An 18,040-nucleotide genomic window follows, 5' to 3' on the forward strand; every position below is an offset into this window, starting at 1 on the left:
CCAAGCCAGAGCATAAAGCGCGACCTGCGCGAAACACTATTGTCCATGTCCATTACCCTGCTTACTGTCGACCTGACCCGCCTTGCGGTCGATGCCATCGTCAACGCCGCCAACCGCCAACTGCTCGGCGGCGGGGGCGTCGACGGCGCGATCCATCGCGCGGCCGGCCCCCGCCTGCTGGAGGCCTGCCGGGCGCTGCCGGAAGCTGCGACCGACGTGCGCTGCCCGACCGGTGAGGCCCGTATCACCCCGGGCTTCGACCTCCCGGCCACCTGCGTGATCCACACGGTGGGACCGGTCTGGCGCGGCGGCGGCCACGGCGAACCGGAACTGCTCGCCGCCTGTTACCGCAACGCGCTGGAGCTGGCGGGCGAGCATGGCCTGCGCTCGATCGCCTTTCCCGCGATCAGCTGCGGCGCCTACGGCTACCCGCCGGAACTCGCCGCCGAGGTCGCCTGCGCCAGTCTGCGCAGGACGCTCGCCCGGCTGTCCGCGCCGGCGATGGACGTGCGTGTGTGCTTCCTCAATGGAGCGATGACGCAACTGTGGCAGCGCGTGTTCAACGCAGCTTGAACGGGTAGAGCGGCGGCAGCGGCGGTTCCTCGCCGGTGGGCGGCTCGCGCCACTGGAAGCCCTGCCGGAACGCGCTTGCCAGGTCGGGGGCCGCTTCGCTTGCGTCCGCGGCGAAGCGGCGCCGCTGCAGCGCTTCGACCGCCTCGCGCTGGGCGACCGATGCCAGCGCCTCGCCGAGCGCACCCAGACCGGCCAGCCCCGGCCGTTCCGCGCGCGCCCAGGCGAGCAGCGCGTGCGATTGGGCAGCCGCGTCGCTTCCGCGCGCCGCAGCGAGGAACGCCAGGCGCAGCGCACGGTGGGACGGGGTGGCGGACACCACTGCACCGGCGTCCGGATGCACGCGCCGACGCCAGATCCACCACGCGGCCAGCGCACCGCCGAGCAGCAGCACGGCGACGGCAACCAGCACCAGCACGCGCCAGGCGGGCGCGCGGCCCGACCCGGCCGTGGCTGGTGTCGCCACGGCGACTGTCGCGGGCGCGGAGCTCGCCGGCGCGGGCGCACTCGCCGCCGGCGCGGCCGAGCCGGCCGCCGCGGGAAGCACGGTCAGCGTATGCGCCGCGATGCGCGCTTCCTCGGCCTGGCCGCTCTGCACGTTCCACCACTTGAGCGTGATCGCCGGAATGGTGAGCGTGCCGACCTGGCTGGGGACCACGGCGAAGTTCTGCTGGCGCCGGCCGATCAGCCACTGGCCGTCGCTGCGGGTGCCGGTCACCGGCTTGTCGGGATAGACCGTGGCACCCTTGAGGTCCGGCAGGCTCAGCGCAGGCAAGGCCTCGTAAGGCAGGCCGGTCGCCTGCAGGGTCATCGCCAGGTCCAGCGGTTGGCCGACACGCGCCTTGCCGTCGGCGGGGATGCCCTCCAGGGTCAGACTCAGCGCGCGCGCCGGCAGCCAGGCGCTGCTGCCCCACTTGGCCGGTACCGGTTGCACGTCGATCGAAACGGCGGGCGACGCCGCCGTTGCGGGCGTGCCCATGGCAAAGAAGCTGTCCGGGTCGGTCGGATCGATCAGTTCGCCCTGGAACTGCAGCGGCGGGATGTCCATGGTGCCGGCGTGCTGCGGAATCAGCGCGTAGCGCCGCTCGATCACGTGGTAGGCGCGACCGCCGCGTACCACGTCGTAGTCCAGGTCGTCTCCGAGCCGGCGCGCGTCGATGCCGGGCAGCCGCGGATCCTCCAGCGAGCCGCTGCTCAGGCTGCCGGCGAAATACAGCCGCACGGTGAACAGCAATTGCTGGCCCACGCGCACCGTGGTCGGCTGTGCGCCGGCTTCGAGAAACACCGCCTTGCCGCTGTTGGCCGCGGCGCGGGCATCGGGCGGCGTGACCGTCAGCGTGAGCGGCTGGGTGTGCCCGCCGGCAAAGTCCAGCGGCGGGATCGTCAGCTGGCCGGCATGCGTGGGCCGCAGTGCAATGCCGATCGTGAACTGCATGCTGCGCTGGCCGTTGGCGATGCTCACGCTGGTGTTGCTGGAGCGGCCGAGGACCTCGAAATCGGAGCCCAGCGCGGACAGGTCCGGCGCCTGCGCCAGGCCGCCGCCCTCGACGCGCAGGTTGAGCGTGACCGTTTCGCCCAGCTGCACCTGGCTGCGATCGAGCGAGGCCTGCACCTGCGCCGCGTGCGCCAGCACCGGCAGCAGGACGAGCAGGAACCACGCGATCCATCGCCTCACGGCAGGTCCTCCGGGTTCGCCACGCCGTGGCGCTGGCGGTATTCCAGTTCGAACTTGCGTCGCAGCAAGGCGCCCGGGTCGTCCGGCACGCGCTGCAGCGCCTGGCGCAGTTCGGCCGGCAGGCGCGCCTGCGGGTCGTCCTTGTCCAGCGCGCCGAGCTGGTGCTCGCTGCCCTGAGCCTTGGCCTTGTCGCCCAGCGCACGATCCATCTGCTGCTTGAGCGCCTCGCCCGCGCGCGCCATGCGTGCCTGCTGTTCGGCCCGTTCCTGCGCGGTCAGCGGGCGGGTGGCGCCCTGCTGTTCACGCTGTTCGCCGTTGCGCGCACCGTCCTGGTTGCCCTGGGCGTTGGGCTGTTGCTGGCCCTTCCCCTGCTGGCCCTGGCTGTCCTGCTTGCCGTCCTGCTGCTCGCCGCGGCGATTGCCATGGCTGTCCTTCTTCGACTGCTCGTCGCCCTGGCCCTGCTTCGAATGCGAAGACTTGTCGCCGTTCTGGTTTTGCGCGTCGGCGTCCGAATCCTGCGGCGGCGGCTGGCGGCGCAGCCAGTCCTCGACCGCTTTGCGGTTGGCGGCGGCGTCGGCGTTGGCCGGATCGAGTGCAAGCGCGCGGTCGTAGGCGGCCAGCGCGTCCTGGTAGCGGCCCGCCTTGGCCAGGGCGTTGCCGAGGTTGTACTGCGCGTCCGTGGTGTCGATCGGTTGCAGGGCGTCGATCGCCTTGTCGTAGTCGCCGGTGCGGTAGGCGGCCGCGCCACGCAACGCCGGATCGCGGGCGAGCGCGAGCGCCTGCTTCGGCTGGCCTTCGCGCAACGCCTGGGCCGCCTGCTGGTCGCGGCGCTGCCAAAGGTCCTGCCAGGTGCCGGCTTCGGCGCGGGTGGGCGCCATCAGCGGCACCAACGCCAGCGGCAGCAGCAACAGCCAGCCGCGGCGGAAGGCCAGTGCGAGCAGGGGCAGCAGCGGCAGCAGCAGCCAGGGGCCGCGGTCTTCCCACTGCGCGCTTGCCTGCCCGGTGGCGGCATCGGCATCGCCGGTGCGCAGCTGGGCCTGCAGCGCGTCGATGTCGGCGTGGTCCGCGCGCATCGGAACGTAGTGGCCACCGCCAGCCGCGGCGAGGGCGGCCAGCGCGGCATCGTCGCGCGCGGCCATGGCGACCTCGCCGTTGGCATCGCGCAGGAAGCCGCCTTCGGCCAGCGGCACCGGGCCGCCCTTGCTCGTGCCTACGCCCAGCACCGACACGCGCACGCCATCGGCGCGGGCCTGGCGGGCGGCCTGCAGGGCATCGGTGCCCGCGTCATCGGTGACCAGCACGAGCGAGCCGCCACCGACCTTGGCGTCGCGGATCAGCTCCGTGCCGCGCGCGATCGCAGCGGCGGCATTGTCGCCCTCGACCGGCATGGTGTCGGGCGAAAGGGCGTCGAGCAGGTCGTTGAGGCTGTTGGCGTCGCTGGTCAGCGGCGCGACCACGAACGCCTCGCCCGCGTAGGCGACCAGGCCGTTGAGCCCGCCACGATTGGCACTGAACAGATCGCGCACCTTGTAGCGCGCGCGATCGAGCCGGCTCGGCGTCACGTCGCGCGCCAGCATGTGCCCGGACAGCGAGATCGCCACCACCTGCGCCGCACGGTCGGCAAACAGTGGTTGCGCCACGCGGCTCCAGCTCGGCCCGGCGAACGCCAGCACCGCAAGCACCCAGCCCAGCGCCAGCAGGGCAGGCGGCACGCTACGGCGCTGCGTGGGGCCGTAGAGCAGGTGCGGCAGCAGTTCCGGATCGACCAGCTTTTCCAGTTGCGCCCGTGCGCCCTGTCCTCGCGTGGCCAGCCATGCCAGCAGCGGCAGGGCGAGCAGCAGCCACAGCCAGAGCGGCCGCAGGAAATGGAACTGGTGCAGCGCCTCGCTCATGCCAGGCGCTCCCGCCAGGCACCCGCGCGGGAGGCAAGGGCCAGCGCAAGCAGCAACATCGCCGCGCCGAGCGGCACGCGGAACAGCTCGTGGCGCGGGCGCAACACCGGGCCGTGCTGGGGCATCGGTTCGAGCGTGTCGATGGTCTGGTAGGCGGCGGCCAGTTGGTGCGTGTCGGTGGCGCGGAAGAATCGCCCGCCGGTGTCTTCGGCGATCGTCGTCAGCATCGCCTCGTCGAGGTCGGCGGACGGGTTGACCAGGCGCATGCCGAAGAAGTCCGGCACGCGCATCTGCGTGGCGCCCACGCCAATGGTATAGATGCGTACGCCGGCCGCCTTGGCCGCCGCGGCGGCCTGTTCGGGGGCGATGTTGCCGGCGTTGTTGACGCCATCGGTGAGCAGCACCAGCACGCGCGCCTGCTGCGGCAGGGCCGCCAGGCGCTTGACCGCCACGGCGATGGCGTCGCCGATCGCTGTCTCGGTGCCGGCCAGGCCGACGGCCGAGCCTTTCAGCTGCGCACGCACCGCGTCGAGATCGTAGGTCAGCGGCGTGACCAGGAAGGCGCGACTGCCGAACAGCACCAGTCCCAGCTCGTCGCCCGCGCGGCGCGCGATGAAGTCGCTGGCGATGGTCTCGACGGCCTCGAAGCGGCTGACGTCCTGTCCGGCCAGATGCATGTCCTCGGTGCGCATGCTGCCGGACAGGTCGATCGCCAGCAGCATCGCGCGCCCGCTGCGCTGTTGCGCCTGCGGCGGCCCCACCCACTGCGGCCGCGCGGCCGCCGCGACCAGGCACAACCAGGCCAGCGCCAGCCACCAGCTGGCCCCGCCGCGACCCGGCTGCCGCTCGATCGCCGCCAGCGCCACGCCAGGATGCGGCAGGTGCAAGGCCTGTCCGGGCGGCAGCGGGCGCAACCAGCGGCGCAGCAGCCAGGGGAGCGGCAACAACAGCGCCACCCACGGCCAGGCAAAGTCGGGCCAGGCGAACTCAGGCACGGCGCAGCCTCCGGCGCCGGGGTGCGAGCGCGCTCCGTAGCCAGCGGCGCACGGCGTCGAGCATGGCGTGGGTGTCGTAGGGTTGCGGCCGGTACATCGCGCGCTCCAGCGTGAACAGGCGCTGCAGCGTCGGCGCATCGACCGGCACGCGTGCCAGCGTCGCGCGCCAGGCCTCTCCACTCAGCCGCGCGGCGGCGGGATCCGCGGTGCGCGCCACGCGGCGCAGCAGTTGATGCAACCCGGCGGCCAACGCCTGCGCGTCCGCCGCGTGGCGGGCGGCCAGGGCATCGACCTCGGCAAGGATGCGGGCGCGGCGCTGCCGCCGCTTCCGCGCGCGCAACGACAACCACACACCGATGCCGAGCAGTACCAGCCCGAGCGCCGCGAGCAGCCACCATCCCGGTGCGGGCGGCCACCACGGCGGCGCCGGCGGCAGGTGGATGTCGCGCAACGCGGGGCCCTGGGGCGCGGGCAGGAGCCGCATCATCGGCCCGGCCTCGCACCGAGCAGCGCCGTGAGCGATTCCAGTGGATCGGCCACGGTGTCGATGCTGCGCCAGCGCGCGCCCAACGACTGGGCCAGCGCCACCAGGCGCGCCTGGCCCGCGCCGAGCGCATGCTGGAACTCGCTACGCTGCCGTATCCCTTCCAGGCTGACTTCGCGGCGTTCGCCGGCATGCTCGAACGGGTAGCGCCCGGGCGGGGGCAGATCGCGCTCGAGTGCATCGGCCACCACCAGCACGGCGACCCGGGCGTGCCGCGTCACTTCACGCAGGCGGCCGCGTGCCGCCTCGTCGCAGCTCAGGCCGTCGCTGATCAGCAGCACGCGACTGGCGCCATGCAGGCGGCCGGCGCGAGCGAGTGCCTCGGACAGGGGTTCGTCATCCCCGGGGGTGGCGGCATCGGCATCCCAGTCAGCCAGTGCGCCGCACAGGGCAACCGCGCCGCGCACACCACCACGCGGCTTGAGCAGGTGCCGGCCATTGCCGAAGGCCATCGCGCCGACCCGCTCGCCGGCACGCACCGCATACCAGGCGGCCAGCGCGGCAGCGCGCGCGGCCTGCACCGACTTGAAACGCACGCGGGTGCCGAAGCGCATGCTCGCGTGGGTGTCGAGCAGGATCAGCAGCCTGCCCTCGCGCTCTTCCTGGAACAGCTTGGTGTGCAGTTCGCCGCTGCGGGCGGTGAGCCGCCAGTCGAGCCGGCGCACGTCGTCGCCAGGCTGGTAGACGCGCGATTCGGCGTAGTCCATGCCGCGTCCGTAGAGACGGCTGGCCTGCTGGCCGGCGTGGGCGGCGCGACTGTCGAGCGGCAACGGCCGCACGCGGCCGACACGCGTGCGCAGCGCAAGCAGTTCGGCCAGCGAGACGGAAGCGCGGCCGTCGCCGTCGGCGCGCACGGGCACGGCGGACATCACGGCAGCGGCACGAGATCCAGCAGGCGATCGATGACCTGGTCGCTGCGCACGCCCTCGGCCTCGGCCTCGTAGCTGAGCAGCACGCGGTGGCGCAGCACTTCGCGCACCACGCCATGCACGTCCTCGGGCAACGCGTAATCGCGTCCGGCCAGCCAGGCGTGGGCGCGGGCGCAGCGGTCCAGCGCGATGGTCGCGCGCGGGCTGGCGCCCCAGGCGATCCAGCGCTTCAGTTCCTGGCCGTAGCGGCCGGCATCGCGGGTGGCCAGGACCAGTTGTGCGAGGTACTCCTCCAGCGCCGGCGCCACGTGCACCTCGAGCGCAGCGTCGCGGGCGGCGAACACGTCGGCCTGGCTGAGCAGCGCACGCGGCGGCGCCGCCGGATGCAGCGCGCGACGCGCCTGCTCGCGGGCCAGCTTCAGGATCGCCAGCTCCGACGCCGCGTCGGGGTAGCCGATCGTCACGTGCATCACGAAGCGGTCCAGCTGCGCCTCGGGCAGCGCGAAGGTGCCTTCCTGCTCGATCGGGTTCTGCGTGGCCATCACCAGGAACAAATCCGGCAGGCGCCAGGTGCTGCGGCCGACGGTGATCTGCCGTTCGGCCATGGCTTCAAGCAACGCCGACTGCACCTTGGCTGGTGCGCGGTTGATCTCGTCGGCCAGCACGATGTTGTGGAACAGCGGTCCGCGCTCGAACTCGAAGCTGCCCGCCTGCGGGCGGAACACATCGGTACCGGTGAGGTCGGCCGGCAGCAGGTCAGGCGTGAACTGCACGCGGTGGAAATCGGCCTCGATGCGCGCGGCCAGCGCCTTGACCGCGGTGGTCTTGGCCAGGCCCGGCGCGCCCTCGACCAGCAGGTGGCCATCGGCCAGCAGCGCGATCAGCAGGCAGTCGATCAGGTGCGGTTGGCCGATCACCTCGCGCCGCAGTTCCTCGCGCAGATGCACGAAGGCCTGCTGCAGGCGGTTGGGGGCGGCGGTCTGCGGTGTGTCCATCGGCAATCCAGGAAAGGCAACGCGGTACAGACCGCGCCAACACCCGGAAGTTTAGGCGTGCCCGTGCAGGCACCGCGTGTGCCGGTCCGCATGGTCGCGTCCGCATGGCCGGCCCAAAGAAAAAGGGCGGCCATGGGCCGCCCTTTGTTCCATGCGTCGTGCGCTTACTGCAGCGTTTCGCTCAGGATGCGCGGCGTCACGAAGATGAGCAGTTCCGCCTTGTTGTTGTTCTTGACCGTCTTGCGGAACAGCGCGCCCAGGCCGGGGATGTCGCCCAGGCCCGGCACCTTGCTGATGGTGTTGGCCTTGGTGATCTCGTAGATGCCACCGAGCACCACCGTCTGGCCGTTGTCCACCAGCACCGAGGTGTTGATCTCGCGGGTGTCGATCTGCGGCACCTGGCCGCTGCCCGGGGCATCGATGAACTTGGCCAGCGCATCCTTCTTGACGTTGATCTTCAGGTACACGCGGTTGTCGGCGGTGATCGTCGGGGTCACGCGCAGCTCCAGCACGGCGTCCTTGAACTGCACCGTGGCGGTGCCGCTGCCGGCGGCGCCGGTAGCGCTGTTCTGGTAGGTCACGTAGCCGATCTGCTGGCCCTGGCGGATCACGGCCTCTTGCTGGTTGGCGGTGATCACACGCGGGCTGGAGATGACCTCGCCACGGCCTTCGGTCTGCGCGGCCGAAAGCTCCAGGTCGACCAGGTAGTTCGCGCCCAGGATCGCCAGGCCGAAGCTGCCCATCGGGTTGGCCGCCGGCAGGTTCACGTTGAAGCCGCCCGCGCCGGTCTGGTAGGTGGTCACGCCCGAGGCGTTGCCGGTGCCGGCATTGTTGTTGGCGCGCTCGATCGCGAGGCTTCCCGCGCCGTTGGCGCCGCCCTGCGGCGCGGTGGTGATCACGTTGCCGCCGCTGGTGGTGTGCAGGGCCTGCACGCCCCACTTCACGCCCAGCTCGCGGGTGAAGTCATCGGTGGCCACGACGATGCGCGACTCGATCAGCACCTGCTGCACCGGACGGTCGAGCACGCCGATCAGTTCACGCAGCTCGCGGATCTTGTCGGGCGTCTCGTTGAGCAGCAGCGTGTTGGTGCGCTCGTCGTACGACACGCTGCCGCGCGGCGACAGGAAGCCGCGGGTGCCACCGCCACCACCGCCGCCCGCGCCGCTCTTGCTGCCGGTCGTTAGCAGCTTGGCGATGTCGGCGGCCTTGCCGTAGCTGATCGGCACGTAATCGGTGACCAGTTCGGCCGTGTCCTCGGCCTTCAGGCGCGCCTCGGCCAGGTTCTGCTCGTAATTGGCCAGTTCCTGCTGCGGGGCGATCCAGATGACGTTGCCGTCGCTGCGCTTGTCCAGGCCTTTCGCACGCAGGATCACGTCCAGGGCCTGATCCCACGGCACGTTGACCAGTCGCAGGGTGACACTGCCGCCCACGCTGTCGGCGACGACCAGATTCTTCTTGGACATCTCCGCAATGAACTGCAACGCGGCCCGCACCGGGATGTCCTGGAAGTTGAAAGTGACGCGGGTGCCGTTGTAGGCCGGCGGCTGCCCCTTGGCAAGCTTGCCGTCGGCGGCCGTGGCGTCCTTCTTCGGCGCGACCTCGACCACGTACTGGTCGGCGGTCTGGTAGGAGGAGGTCTCCACGTTGCCCTTGACGTCGATTTCCATGTGCGCGCCGCCGCCCATGCCTGCGCGGGTGGTGATCGACTGCACCGGCGTGGCGAAGTCGAGCACGTCCAGGCGCTGGGCCTGCTCGGCCGGCAGCTTCACGTGGCTGAGGTTGACGATCAGCTTGTCGCCCTCGCGGTGCATGTCGACATCCGCGCCGGCGCCGCTGAAGCCGACCAGCACGCGGCCTTCGCCGTTGGGGCCGCGGCGGAAGTCGATGCCGGACACCGACGGACCGTTGACGGCCGAGGGCAGCGCCTTGGTCGGATCGATCGTCGCGGCGGTGGTGGTGGTCTGCGCCGCGGTGCCGTTGTTGACGGTCATCACCAGGTCGTTGCCGTCCACGCGCGTGTCGTACGAGGCGTCGCGCATCAGTTCGACCACCACGCGGGTACGGCCTCCGGCCGAGACCGCGGAGACGCCCGAGGTCGAGCCCTTGCCGATGTCCAGGTGACGCGGCGCCGCGTTGGTGGTGTCGGCGAAGTCGACCGCGATACGCGGCGGGTTGCCGGTCGTGAAGATGCGCGGCTGCGGCGGCGGACCACCGGCGAAATTCATGTGCAGTTCGACCTTGCCCCCCGGCAGCGTGTCGTAACTGATCCCCTTGAGCGTGTTGGTGGCCGCCACGGCATCGCCGGCCCATGCGGCGGCGGCCATCAGCAGGCCCGTCAACAGGCAGCGGCGTGCTTGGCGCATGGCTCGGCCCCGGACAGGTTGGATGTGGTTGCTCATTGCGTCAGCCCCTGTGTTCATTTGTCGCCGAGCCCGATGCTGGCCGAACGTTCCATCCAGCCGCCATTGCCATTGGAAACCAGCTCGACCAGATCGATATGGTCTTCCGCGATGTCGGTGACCCGACCGTAGTTCTGCCCCATGTATTCGTTGACGTGGACGCGATGGATCACGCCACCGGGGTCCTTCACGAGCGCTTCGATGCCGGGGCCGGTGCCCACCGTGCCCACCATCTTCAGGCTGTCCAGCGCGAACATTTCGAGCGGCTCCTTGGCGCGCCCCTCGTCGGGCCGCGGGCCGTTCGAAGCGTTGCTCGGCTGCAGTTCGGCGGTGCTCGCGCTGAACGGATCGCGCTTGCCTTCGTCGGTGTACTGGAAGGTTTCGAACGTCTTGATCACCGGCAACGGCGGGATCGGTGCGCCCTTCTTGCTCTTTTCCTGGGCCACCCAGTCGCGCAGGTCGGACATGCCGCGGGTGCAGCCGGCCAGCAACAGCAAGGCGCCGAGCATCAGCAGCAGCCTCGCCACATGGGCGGGCCTGATCGCGTTGAACCTGCTCATTTGCGCCCCCTCGCCTTGCCCTTGCCCTTGGCGGGCTTGGCTTCGCCGCTTTCCTCGTCTTCCAGGTAGCGGTAGGTCTTGACCGTGCCTTGCAGCACCAGTTGCCCGCCAGGCGGCGGCTCGCCATTGGCGCCGATCGGAAGCTGCGTGGACAGCGACACGTCATGCATGGTGAGGATGACCACGCGCGGCAGCGAGGCCACGCCGCTGATGAAGTTGCCGAACTGGTGGTAGGTGCCAACCATCTTCAGCTCGATCGGCTCCTCGGCGTAGAAGTCCTTGGGCTTCTCGCTGCCCGGATCGAACACCTGGATCTCCAGGCCGGCCGCCAACGCGGTCTGCGAGATATCCACCAGCAGTTCGGGCATCTCGGTCTTGCTGGGCAGCTGGCGCAGCAACTGGCGCAGCATGTCCTGCATCTCGTCGAGCTGCTGCTGCAGCGCCTCGAGGTTGACCGCCTTGGCCTGCTTCTGGGTGAACTCCTGCTTGAGCGACTCCTCCTTGGAAGCGAGGTTCGCAAGCGAATCCTGCTGGTCGCTGACGTGCAGGTACCAGCCCAGGAACATCACGACCAGGAACACCAGCACGGTGAAGAAGATCTTGACCGACTTCGACCAGCCGCCGATGTTGTTGCGGTCGAGGTTGCGCAGTTCGTCGAAGAACTTCATTTGGCAGCCCCCCCACTGACGGCCGCAGATCCCGATTTCGCGGGGGTGCCGTTGCCCTGCAGGAGCACCGGCGTCTTGCCCGCCTCCTCTTCGGTCGGCTGGCTGAGCTTGACGCTCAAGCCGAACGTGTAGGGCATGCGCCCGGCGCGGTACTTGATCTGGGTCTTGTCCAGGTCCGCATTGCCCATCCAGGGCGACGCGTCGAGGTTGCGCATGTACTCGGCCACGCTGGCGTTGGACTGCGCCACGCCGTAGAGCACCATCGAATCGGCGTTCTGCTTCATGCTGGTGAGGCGCACGCTGGCCGGAATGGTCTTAACCAGTTCGTCGAACAGGTGGACCATCTGCGAACGGTTGGCCTGCAACTGTTCGATGATCTGCTTGCGGGCAAGCAGGCGCTGGCGGACCTTTTCCAGGTCCTTGATCTTGGCGATGCGCTCGTCGAGTTGCTTGATCTCGCCCTGCAGGTAGGCGTTGCGCTCGTTCTGGTTGTCGATGCGCATGCCCATCCAGAACACCCACAGCAGCACGACCAGCAGCCCGGCCACGAAGGCCGCGCCCAGCTGCATGAAGAATTCCCGCTCGCGCTGCTTGCGCCGTTCGGCACGCCAGGGAAGTAGGTTGATGTGTGCCATCAGTCGAAACTCCTGAGCGCCAGGCCGACGGCGATCATCAGCGCCGGGGCGTCCTGCGCCAGCGACTGCGCCTGCACCTTGGGCGCCAGCGACATGCGCGCCAGCGGATTGGCCACCATGCACGGCACGCCCAGCTGTTCCTCCAGCATCGGGCACAGCCCCTCGATGGAAGCGCAACCGCCGGCCAGCACGACCTGGTCGACCTTGCTGTATTCGCTGCCGGCGAAGAAGAACTGCAGCAGGCGGCTGATCTGCTGGATCAGCGCTTCCTTGAACGGCTCCAGCGCCTCGCTCTCGTAGGACTCGGGCAGGCCGCCCTTGCGCTTGGCGCGGCCCGCCTCCTCATAGGAAAGGCCGTAGCGGCGCATGATCTCGTCGGTGAGCTGCTTGCCGCCGAAGACCTGTTCGCGCGAATAGATGGTGCGCTGGTGGCGCAGCACCGACAGCGTGGTCATGGTGGCGCCGATGTCGACCACGGCCACGAGCGCGTCGCGGCCGACGTTGAGCTGGTCGACCAGCATCGCGAAGGCGTTTTCCATCGCGAAGGCTTCCACGTCGATCACCCTGGCGGTCAGGCCGCCGAGATCGAGCGCGGCCACGCGCATGTCCACGTTCTCGGTGCGCGAGGCGGCCAGCAGGACGTTGTTCATGTCGGGGTTGTCGCGCACCGGCCCCATCACCTCGAAATCGAGGCTGACCTCGTCGATCGGGTAGGGAATGTACTGGTTGGCCTCGACCTGGATCTGGCCCTCGAGGTCTTCCTCGGACAGATCGCCGGACATCGGCACGATGCGCGTGATGACGGCCGATCCGGCCACTGCCGCGGCGGCATGCTTGAGCTTGGAACCGGATCGCGCCAACGCGCGGCGGATCGCCTCTCCCACCGCCTCGACCTCGACGATGTTCTTCTCGACCACGGCGTTGGGGGGCAGCGGCTCGACCGCGTAGTGCTCCACGCGATAACGGCCACCGGCCTGGCTCAGCTGTAGCAGCTTGACCGCGGTCGAACTGATGTCGACGCCGATCAGCGGCGGCTTCTTGGGTGTAAACAGACCCACGATTTTCCCCCTTGGCCCCTGGCGCCCGGGCCGGAAACCGGCGGATGCGCGAAGGCATTAGATCGAAAAATTAACGCTATGGCAACGGCCTACGGCATCTTTCTCAACAAAATGGCGTGATGCCCTGCACATTTGGTTGACACCGCCCCTGATGGGCCGTTTCGCGATCCAGCCCCGGTTCGGGCGGGCGGTCGATAGTGCAACATCTATACTCGACAGTGTTTTGACTTGAGTCTCGCTCTTCCAAACCATGCAAATTTTTAAGCGTCTGCTGCGCTGGGTCTTGATCCTGGCCTTCACCGGTCTGTTGCTGGCCATCGCCGCCGTCGGAGTCGCCTACTGGCTGGTCTCCCCTCGCCTGCCCTCGGTGGCGATGCTCAAGGACTACCACATGCAGGTGCCGCTTCGAGTGCTCAGCGCCGACGGCAAACTGATCGCCACCTTCGGCGAGACCCGGCGCATCCCGGTCGACATCGCCAATGTGCCGGACAAGCTCAAGCACGCGGTGCTCGCGGCCGAGGACGCCGATTTCTACAACCATCCGGGCGTGGACTGGCACGGCATCGCGCGCGCCGGCTGGCACGTGATCATCTCCGGCGGCGACAAGGGTTCGGGCGGCTCGACCATCACCCAGCAGGTGGCGCGCAACTTCTTCCTGAGCCCGGAGAAGCTTTACTCGCGCAAGCTGATCGAGATCTTCATCGCGCTGCGCATGGAGAACGAGCTGACCAAGGACCAGATCCTGGAGCTCTACCTCAACAAGATGTTCCTGGGCCACCGCTCCTACGGCGTGGCGGCGGCGGCCGAGTACTACTACGGCAAGACGCTGGACCAGCTGACCATCGCCCAGTGCGCCACCATCGCCTCCACCTTCCAGCTGCCTTCGCTGGTCAACCCGATCAACAGTCCCAAGCGGATGCTGGCACGCCGCAACTGGGTGCTGGGCCAGATGCTCGAGCACCGCTACATCAGCAAGGCCGAGTACGAGCAGGCGGTCGACGAGCCGAACAACGCCTTCCCGCACGAGCAGCCGATCGAGGTGGACGCGCCTTACCTGGCCGAGATGGTGCGCCTGCAGGCGCTCGACCGGCTGGGCAATGACGCGCTGACGGAGGGTTACGTCGTGCGCACCACGGTCACCAGCGCGCGCCAGCAGGCGGCGGTCGAGGCCATGCGCGACGGCCTGGTCGCCTACGACCGCCGCCACGGCTGGCGCGGCCCCGAGGCGCACCAGGCGCTCGCACCCGATGCGGGCAACGACGACCTGGACCGCCTGCTGTCCGGCTATACCGACATTTCCGGCATGCAGCCGGCGATCGTCACCGCTGTCGACAACAGCAAGGCCACGCTGTACCTGGCCAGCCGGCAGACCGTCGAGCTGGGCCTGGACGCGGTCGCCTGGGCGCGCCCCTACCGCAACGAGAACCACACCGGGCCCTCGCCCAAGAGCGTGGACGAGGTGCTAAAGCGCGGCGATATCGTGCGCGTGGCGCGCAACGACAAGGGCGACTGGGAGCTGGCGCAACTGCCCAAGGTGCAGGGCGCGCTGGTCTCGGTGAACCCGGAGGACGGCTCGGTCCAGGCGCTGGTGGGTGGCTTCAGTTTCCTGCGCAGCAAGTTCAACCGCGCTGTGATGGCCGCGCGCCAGCCCGGTTCCAGCTTCAAGCCGTACCTGTACTCGGCCGCGTTCGAACGCGGCTTCACGCCTGCGTCGATCGTCAATGACGCGCCGCTGGCCCTGCCCGACCCGTCCAAGCCGAACGGGCTGTGGACGCCGGAGAACGACGACGGCAAGTTCGATGGCCCGATGCGCCTGCGCGAGGCGCTGGTGCAATCGAAGAACCTGGTGTCGGTACGCCTGCTCGACGCCATCGGCGTGCGCTTCGCGCGCGACTACATCACCCGCTTCGGCTTCCCGCTCGACGCGCTGCCGAAGAACCTGTCGCTGGCGCTGGGCACCGCCTCGGTCTCGCCGATGGGCATGGCCCGCGGCTACGCCGTGTTCGCCAACGGCGGCTACCTCGTCTCGCCTTACTTCATCAAGGAGATCGATGGGCGCGACGGCAAGCCGGTGTATGCAGCCAACCCGACCCGCGCCTGCCGTACCTGCCAGGAGCGCCTGCTCGACACCCGCCCGCCCGGCCCGCCGCCGGCGGACATGGCCGGCCATCCGGCCAACGCGATCGCCCAGGTGCCTGCCGGCGCCAGCACCGTCGCCGGTGTCGGCGATGCCGTGCTGCCGGCCGATGCCCACGGCGAGGGTGCGCACCCGCCGCTGCTCGCGCCGCAGGTGATCGACGTGCGCAACGACTACCTGATTACCTCGCTGATGAAGGACGTGATTCTGCGCGGCACCGGCTACGCTGCCAAGGCGTTGGGGCGCGACGACCTCGCCGGCAAGACCGGTTCGACCAACGACCATCGTGACGCCTGGTTCGTCGGCTTCAACGGCGACGTCTCGACCTCCGTATGGGTCGGTTTCGACGACTTCAGTTCGCTGGGCCGCGCCAACGGCGTGGGTGAATTCGGCGCACAGGCGGCGCTGCCGATCTGGATGGAGTACATGGGCACGGTGCTGAAGGGCATGCCGTCGAACGCGCTGCCCATGCCGCCGGGGATCGCCACCGTGCAGATCAACCGGCAGAGCGGCCTGCCCACCGCAGCCAACGATCCGAACGCGATGAGCGAGATCCTCAAGGTCGAGGATGTCGACCGGCTGCGCGCACAAGCGGCGCAGCAGCAGCAGAACCAGGACGATCAGCACCCGTACGATATCTTCTGACGGCAAACGGCGGCGACGCACCACTCACGCCGGATCGGCTTTGCTGCCGGTCCGGCCCTACCGGAGGAGCGATATGGCACGCGGCGATCACCATCGCATCCATGCCCAGGACCGCCAGCAGCGCAACCGGCTGCGCGTAGCCCAGGAAGCCGCCCGGCTGATGAGCGAACACGGCATACGTGACTTCCACCACGCCAAGCTCAAGGCCGCGGAGCGGCTGGGCATCCACGACGCGCAGGCGCTGCCGCGCAACCAGGAAATCGAGGATGCCCTGCGCGAGCGCCAGCGCCTGTTCGACGCGGACAGCCAGCCGCAGCAGCTGAGCGCCCGCCGGGAGGCCGCGGTGGAAGCGATGCGTTTCCTCGACCGGTTCGACCCGCGGCTGGTAGGGCCGGTACTCGAAGGCACGGCCGACGCGCACTCGGCCGTCTGCCTGCACGTCTTCAGCGACGATCCCGACGCGGTCATGTTGTTCCTGCGCGAACACGGCGTGCCGGCCGAAGTGCAGACCCGCCGGCTTCGAGTGAGCCGCGAGGATCAGGCCGACTACCCGGTGCTGCTGTTCGCAGCCGACGGCCTCCCTTTCGATCTCACGGTGATGCCGCGCGATGCCCTTCGCCAGGCGCCGCTGGACCGGATCGACGACAAGCCGATGCGCCGCGCCTCCCTGGGCGCGGTGGAAGAACTGCTGGCCGAACCGGCGGGCGGGGACGAGTTCGAGCGGATGCTGGCCGCGGTCCGCCGCTGAGCCCTGGCACGTCCTGCAGGAGCGCACCTGTGCGGGACGGCCCTAGATCGATGGCCGCGCACGCGCATTCGGACGTTCCCCTATCCCACCAAGCCTTGCGTCCCGGCGCGACGGCCGTGTACCGGCCGGCCGCGATCGCGCACAGGTGCACTGCTGCCAGGTCGTCGCAAACGAAAACGCCCCGGCATGACCGGGGCGTTTCCTGTCAGCGTGGCCGCAGGCTCAGCGCTTGTCGAGCGCAGTGTAATCACGCACGTCGGCGCCGGTGTAGATCTGGCGCGGACGACCAATGCGCGAGCCGGGGGTTTCGTGCTGCTCGATCCAGTGCGAGATCCAGCCGGCGGTGCGGGCAATGGCGAACATCACGGTGAACATTTCGGTCGGGATGCCCAGCGCCTTGTAGATGATGCCCGAGTAGAAGTCGACGTTCGGGTAAAGCTTGCGCTCGACGAAGTACTCGTCCTTCAGCGCCGCTTCTTCGAGCTTCATCGCCACGTCGAGCAGCGGGTCGTTGACGCCCAGCTCGTTGAGCACCTTGTGGCACATCTCGCGGATGATCTTGGCGCGCGGGTCGAAGTTCTTGTAGACGCGATGGCCGAAGCCCATGAGGCGGAAGTTGTCGTTCTTGTCCTTGGCGCGCTTGACCGCGGTGTCGACGCGATCGGGCGTGCCGATCTCCTGCAGCATCTCCAGCACCGCCTCGTTGGCGCCGCCGTGCGCCGGACCCCACAGTGCGGTGATGCCCGCGGCGATCGAAGCGTAAGGGTTGGCGCCGGTCGAGCCGACCAGGCGGACGGTCGAAGTGGAGGCGTTCTGCTCGTGGTCGGCGTGCAGGATGAACAACAGGTCCAGCGCCTTGGCTGCCACCGGGTTCAACTGCAGCGGCTCGCTCGGCACCTCGAACATCATGTGAAGGAAGCGCTCGACGTACTCGAGGTTGTTGCGCGGATAACGGAACGGCCAGCCAATCGAGTAGCGGTAGCAGGCCGCGGCGATGGTCGGCATCTTGGCGATCAGGCGGATCGCGGCGAGCTTGCGGTCGGCCGGGTCATCGACATTGAGGTCGTCGTGGTAGAAGGCCGAGAGCGAGGCGACCGAGGCGGCCAGCATGGCCATCGGATGTGCGTCGTGATGGAAGCCCTGGAAGAAGTTCTTCAGGGACTCGTGCATCATCGTGTGGTGCGTGATCTGGTGCTCGAAGGTCGCGAACTCGTCCTTCTTCGGCAGCTCGCCGTTGAGCAGCAGGTAGGCCACTTCAAGGAAGGTGGACTTCTCGGCCAACTGCTCGATCGGGTAGCCGCGATACAGCAGCACGCCCTTGTCGCCGTCGATGTAGGTGATCGCGCTCTTGGTGCTGGCGGTGGAACCGAAGCCCGGGTCGTAGGTGAAGTGGCCGGTGTCCTTGTACAACGTGCCCAGGTCGATGCACGAGGGGCCCAGCGTGCCGCTCAGCAGGGGCAGCTCGGCGCTGCGGTTGCTCGATTCATCGACGAGCTTGACGACCTTGGAATCGGACACGGGAACCTCCTTCTCGAAAGACGTACCGGGGGCATCCGCGGTGAGCGCGGCCCGGCAAGGGAATGGCATCGCGCAGGGGAAAGCGGTCGATGCAACCGACGCATTATCGCACATCGGCCGGCCCGACATCCG

15 protein-coding genes are annotated in these 18,040 nt (G+C 69.1%); 3 read left to right on the forward strand and 12 right to left on the reverse strand.

The window, feature by feature from the left end; translation table 11 throughout:
- The first annotated feature begins 45 nt into the window (after positions 1 to 45).
- Positions 46 to 573 (forward strand): O-acetyl-ADP-ribose deacetylase, encoded by a 528-nt coding sequence (locus ACFWZU_RS10470; protein WP_439701458.1) that lies wholly within the window; start codon positions 46 to 48, stop codon positions 571 to 573.
- On the opposite strand, the gene ACFWZU_RS10475 is transcribed toward ACFWZU_RS10470, so the two are convergent.
- From ACFWZU_RS10475 to ACFWZU_RS10525, 11 genes are all read right to left on the reverse strand, one after another.
- Complete coding sequence (locus tag ACFWZU_RS10475; RefSeq protein WP_439701459.1) at positions 560 to 2,245, reverse strand: BatD family protein; 1,686 nt, start codon at positions 2,243 to 2,245, stop codon at positions 560 to 562. The genes ACFWZU_RS10470 and ACFWZU_RS10475 overlap by 14 nt on opposite strands.
- A complete protein-coding gene (locus ACFWZU_RS10480; protein WP_439701460.1) occupies positions 2,242 to 4,137 on the reverse strand; it encodes a VWA domain-containing protein in 1,896 nt (631 codons plus the stop codon). The genes ACFWZU_RS10475 and ACFWZU_RS10480 overlap by 4 nt, the downstream gene beginning before the upstream one ends.
- Positions 4,134 to 5,132, reverse strand: coding sequence for a VWA domain-containing protein (locus tag ACFWZU_RS10485; protein ID WP_439701461.1), 999 nt, complete (start codon positions 5,130 to 5,132; stop codon positions 4,134 to 4,136). Before ACFWZU_RS10485 ends, ACFWZU_RS10480 begins: the two co-directional genes overlap by 4 nt.
- Positions 5,125 to 5,619 (reverse strand): DUF4381 family protein, encoded by a 495-nt coding sequence (locus ACFWZU_RS10490; protein WP_439701462.1) that lies wholly within the window; start codon positions 5,617 to 5,619, stop codon positions 5,125 to 5,127. The genes ACFWZU_RS10485 and ACFWZU_RS10490 overlap by 8 nt, the downstream gene beginning before the upstream one ends.
- Positions 5,616 to 6,545 carry a DUF58 domain-containing protein gene (locus ACFWZU_RS10495; RefSeq protein WP_439701463.1) on the reverse strand — a complete coding sequence of 310 codons (930 nt, stop codon included), beginning with the start codon at positions 6,543 to 6,545 and terminating at the stop codon, positions 5,616 to 5,618. Before ACFWZU_RS10495 ends, ACFWZU_RS10490 begins: the two co-directional genes overlap by 4 nt.
- On the reverse strand, positions 6,545 to 7,540 hold the full coding sequence (locus ACFWZU_RS10500; RefSeq protein ID WP_439701464.1) for an AAA family ATPase: 996 nt from the start codon (positions 7,538 to 7,540) through the stop codon (positions 6,545 to 6,547). Before ACFWZU_RS10500 ends, ACFWZU_RS10495 begins: the two co-directional genes overlap by 1 nt.
- Before the next feature lie 164 nt (positions 7,541 to 7,704).
- Positions 7,705 to 9,903: a type IV pilus secretin PilQ gene (pilQ, locus tag ACFWZU_RS10505; RefSeq protein WP_439701465.1), complete on the reverse strand. Its 2,199-nt coding sequence runs from the start codon at positions 9,901 to 9,903 to the stop codon at positions 7,705 to 7,707.
- Between the two features lie 53 nt (positions 9,904 to 9,956).
- The gene (locus ACFWZU_RS10510; RefSeq protein WP_439701466.1) at positions 9,957 to 10,499 is read right to left on the reverse strand and encodes a pilus assembly protein PilP; all 543 of its coding nucleotides are present in this window, start codon (positions 10,497 to 10,499) and stop codon (positions 9,957 to 9,959) included.
- Positions 10,496 to 11,167 carry a type 4a pilus biogenesis protein PilO gene (locus ACFWZU_RS10515; protein ID WP_439701467.1) on the reverse strand — a complete coding sequence of 224 codons (672 nt, stop codon included), beginning with the start codon at positions 11,165 to 11,167 and terminating at the stop codon, positions 10,496 to 10,498. Before ACFWZU_RS10515 ends, ACFWZU_RS10510 begins: the two co-directional genes overlap by 4 nt.
- Positions 11,164 to 11,802: a PilN domain-containing protein gene (locus ACFWZU_RS10520; RefSeq protein ID WP_439701468.1), complete on the reverse strand. Its 639-nt coding sequence runs from the start codon at positions 11,800 to 11,802 to the stop codon at positions 11,164 to 11,166. Before ACFWZU_RS10520 ends, ACFWZU_RS10515 begins: the two co-directional genes overlap by 4 nt.
- Positions 11,802 to 12,860 (reverse strand): pilus assembly protein PilM, encoded by a 1,059-nt coding sequence (locus ACFWZU_RS10525; RefSeq protein WP_439701469.1) that lies wholly within the window; start codon positions 12,858 to 12,860, stop codon positions 11,802 to 11,804. Before ACFWZU_RS10525 ends, ACFWZU_RS10520 begins: the two co-directional genes overlap by 1 nt.
- Positions 12,861 to 13,110: 250 nt before the next feature.
- Between ACFWZU_RS10525 and ACFWZU_RS10530 the strand changes: the two genes are divergently transcribed.
- On the forward strand, positions 13,111 to 15,642 hold the full coding sequence (locus ACFWZU_RS10530; RefSeq protein ID WP_439701470.1) for a penicillin-binding protein 1A: 2,532 nt from the start codon (positions 13,111 to 13,113) through the stop codon (positions 15,640 to 15,642).
- Positions 15,643 to 15,715: 73 nt separating this feature from the next.
- Positions 15,716 to 16,390 carry a hypothetical protein gene (locus tag ACFWZU_RS10535; protein ID WP_439701471.1) on the forward strand — a complete coding sequence of 225 codons (675 nt, stop codon included), beginning with the start codon at positions 15,716 to 15,718 and terminating at the stop codon, positions 16,388 to 16,390.
- 222 nt (positions 16,391 to 16,612) lie between these two features.
- Here ACFWZU_RS10535 and ACFWZU_RS10540 read toward each other — a convergent pair whose 3' ends face one another.
- On the reverse strand, positions 16,613 to 17,908 hold the full coding sequence (locus ACFWZU_RS10540; RefSeq protein ID WP_439701472.1) for a citrate synthase: 1,296 nt from the start codon (positions 17,906 to 17,908) through the stop codon (positions 16,613 to 16,615).
- Positions 17,909 to 18,040 lie beyond the last annotated feature (132 nt).

It is taken from the genome of Frateuria sp. GZRR33 (genome assembly GCF_051900425.1).
In the GTDB taxonomy this organism is placed as follows: domain Bacteria; phylum Pseudomonadota; class Gammaproteobacteria; order Xanthomonadales; family Rhodanobacteraceae; genus Frateuria_A.

What these genes read in the sequence shown, in the direction of transcription:
- ACFWZU_RS10520 (WP_439701468.1), bottom strand. Translation starts at nt 11,802, where the DNA reads ATGGCACACATCAACCTACTTCCCTGGCGTGCCGAACGGCGCAAGCAG.
- ACFWZU_RS10500 (WP_439701464.1), bottom strand. Translation starts at nt 7,540, where the DNA reads ATGGACACACCGCAGACCGCCGCCCCCAACCGCCTGCAGCAGGCCTTC.
- ACFWZU_RS10530 (WP_439701470.1), top strand. Translation starts at nt 13,111, where the DNA reads ATGCAAATTTTTAAGCGTCTGCTGCGCTGGGTCTTGATCCTGGCCTTC.
- ACFWZU_RS10470 (WP_439701458.1), top strand. Translation starts at nt 46, where the DNA reads ATGTCCATTACCCTGCTTACTGTCGACCTGACCCGCCTTGCGGTCGAT.
- ACFWZU_RS10510 (WP_439701466.1), bottom strand. Translation starts at nt 10,499, where the DNA reads ATGAGCAGGTTCAACGCGATCAGGCCCGCCCATGTGGCGAGGCTGCTG.
- ACFWZU_RS10495 (WP_439701463.1), bottom strand. Translation starts at nt 6,545, where the DNA reads ATGTCCGCCGTGCCCGTGCGCGCCGACGGCGACGGCCGCGCTTCCGTC.
- ACFWZU_RS10535 (WP_439701471.1), top strand. Translation starts at nt 15,716, where the DNA reads ATGGCACGCGGCGATCACCATCGCATCCATGCCCAGGACCGCCAGCAG.
- ACFWZU_RS10490 (WP_439701462.1), bottom strand. Translation starts at nt 5,619, where the DNA reads ATGATGCGGCTCCTGCCCGCGCCCCAGGGCCCCGCGTTGCGCGACATC.
- ACFWZU_RS10515 (WP_439701467.1), bottom strand. Translation starts at nt 11,167, where the DNA reads ATGAAGTTCTTCGACGAACTGCGCAACCTCGACCGCAACAACATCGGC.
- pilQ (WP_439701465.1), bottom strand. Translation starts at nt 9,903, where the DNA reads ATGCGCCAAGCACGCCGCTGCCTGTTGACGGGCCTGCTGATGGCCGCC.
- ACFWZU_RS10480 (WP_439701460.1), bottom strand. Translation starts at nt 4,137, where the DNA reads ATGAGCGAGGCGCTGCACCAGTTCCATTTCCTGCGGCCGCTCTGGCTG.